This window comes from Microvirga sp. P4_A5 (assembly GCF_056402495.1).
On sequence record NZ_JBFUHH010000202.1, the window covers coordinates 1 to 1,361 of the forward strand.

At 60.8% G+C, this 1,361-nt stretch carries 1 pseudogene; it reads right to left on the reverse strand.

Features of this window, described 5'->3' with window-relative positions:
- Positions 1-236: pseudogene (locus tag AC1DVM_RS23125) on the reverse strand (EF-hand domain-containing protein); the annotation flags it as partial.
- Positions 237-1,361: the final 1,125 nt, after the last annotated feature.

Here is a 1,361-nt window from a genome sequence, read left to right on the forward strand (position 1 = left end):
CTCATCATGTCTTGACCCATCATGCCGCGCTGCATCCTGCTCGGACCCATCATGCTGGGTTGGCCGGGCTGCGCTCCCGGGACTTGGCCCATCATGCCGGAAGGCGGCGTCGCCTGTGCGACCGTCGTATCGGGATGGTGCGAGTCGGTCGAGGTGGTTTGTGCGGCGGCGGCCGTCACGCCGGCTACGATAATGGCGGCGAGGGTGGCCGCGCGTGGTAATGCACTCAACGTCATAGAATCCTCCTTCGATGGGTCCTGGCCTTATCGGAATCTCGCAGGGCTTACCCTCACGAGCGCGGAGCCGAGCCCTAAAATTTAGTCGGCAAAAACGCTCTGTCGTTGACTAATCCCAATCCGGGCGGACGTAAGCTCGGGCAATCTGCCGATTGCACAAGCGGATGAACCGAACCGACGGCCGGCGGGGACAGATTTCGGTCGCGCTATCCCTGGCCAGGTCGAGCCGCTCCTGGAGTTTCTGTCCCGCGAAATTGGGCACAATTTACGCGAGCGCCTCGACCACGCGGCCAGTGACAAACCTAAGCAGCCGATGGGTGCGGCGGATGTGCCTGCCGCCCGCGAGCATATCCGTGAGGAACTCGGGTTCATCGGCTACGTGGAGGCGCAATGTGGGTATTAGGAACCTTACCAAGACCGTCGCTGGACGGAACGGCAGAACGGATCATGGAGGCTGAACATGCTGAACAGGCGAACCGTGATAGGCCTAGTGCTTGCTATCGGATTCATGGTTCCGCATCCGGTGCGGGCGCAAATTGATCAGTATAATGCCTGTTGGGGACAGGACGAGAAACAATGCACGGACCGGAGTGTCCCCGATCAGACGTTCTTCGCCTGCGAGACGGAAGGACATCAGGGATACAACGCCGAGTATGTCTGTCAGACTTTGTGCAAGAAGCCCAACAAGTCCGGCTCCTGCGAAACCTTCATCCGGTACGGCAGAGGGGGCGGTCAATGCGGATACATCTGGACCCACCTACATTGCTACTGATGGGACGCCTAAAGGTGTTCGACGGTCTATAAGGCTGCCCATCCAATAGCGACATTCGAACGGGCGGAACGGCCCTGGACCTGAGCCACAGTTTCAGAACGACGAGCGGCTGCTGAGCGGCACTCGGTGTTCCRCACGGCCTCCATACGATCCGCTGGAACGGTCCCGGATTGCCGCGTTCGAACCGATTTCCCTCCGGGTCGCCCCCTCACCTCCCTTGGTCGCGCAGCAGTCGATCGTTGACTGCCTAGGTGGAACCTCCGCGGCCGGGGTCGGAGTTCGCCCGTCCCTATGGAGGGCTCGGCGATCCCCCTCCCAATCCCATGATCGGCAAGAGCTGATCGCCCTTGAAA